The organism is Bacillus sp. JJ1532, assembly GCF_036965085.1.
Classification (GTDB): domain Bacteria; phylum Bacillota; class Bacilli; order Bacillales; family Cytobacillaceae; genus Cytobacillus.
The window spans coordinates 255-907 of the sequence record NZ_JBALOW010000047.1 but is presented as its reverse complement, the minus strand read 5'-3'; the positions used below and the strand labels follow the sequence as shown (position 1 = coordinate 907).

Here is a 653-nt window from a genome sequence, read left to right as displayed (position 1 = left end):
GCCCTAAAATGAAAATAAGCGCTAACCTTGTTTCAGGAAAGCGCCGGATTGCGATATATTGAAAAATGCTTATGAGCTGCAAAAATAACTCTACTTGTTTATAATACTGCTCTAGCTGCTTCTAATGCTGCTTCATAATTTGGGTGGTCTGTTGATTCATTTATATACTCAACATATGTTACTTTGTCGTTTGTATCAACAACAAAAATAGCACGTGCTAATAAGCGAAGTTCTTGGATAGCAACACCATATGCTTTACCGAATGAAAGATAACGATGATCTGATAATGTTTGTACATTCTCAATACCATTTGCTGCACACCAACTTTTCTGTGCAAACGGTAAATCAGCGCTAATAGTAAGAACCTGTACATTACCTAATTTAGAAGCCTCTTCGTTAAAACGACGTGTTTGTGCATCACAAACAGGAGTATCAATAGATGGTATAACAGAAATTAAACGAACTTTCCCTTTTGACTCAGCGAGTGTAACAGGTGATAAGTCATTCGCTAGTACTGTAAACTCAGGAGCTCTATCTCCAACCTTTACGTCGTTTCCTAATTGTGTTACTGGACTTCCTTTCCACGTAAAATTAACCATTTTTAATTCCTCCCTTAAAAATATGTACAGTGCAAATATAGCTCAACTATTTAG

Annotated in this window: 1 protein-coding gene; it reads right to left on the bottom strand. The window is 36.3% G+C overall.

The genetic code is table 11. The features are described from left to right. Window positions 1-98: 98 nt before the first annotated feature. The gene (gene tpx, locus V7122_RS17005) at window positions 99-599 is read right to left on the bottom strand and encodes a thiol peroxidase (RefSeq protein ID WP_335527759.1); all 501 of its coding nucleotides are present in this window, start codon (window positions 597-599) and stop codon (window positions 99-101) included. Window positions 600-653: the final 54 nt, after the last annotated feature.

What these genes read in the sequence shown, in the direction of transcription:
- tpx (WP_335527759.1), bottom strand. Translation starts at nt 599, where the DNA reads ATGGTTAATTTTACGTGGAAAGGAAGTCCAGTAACACAATTAGGAAAC.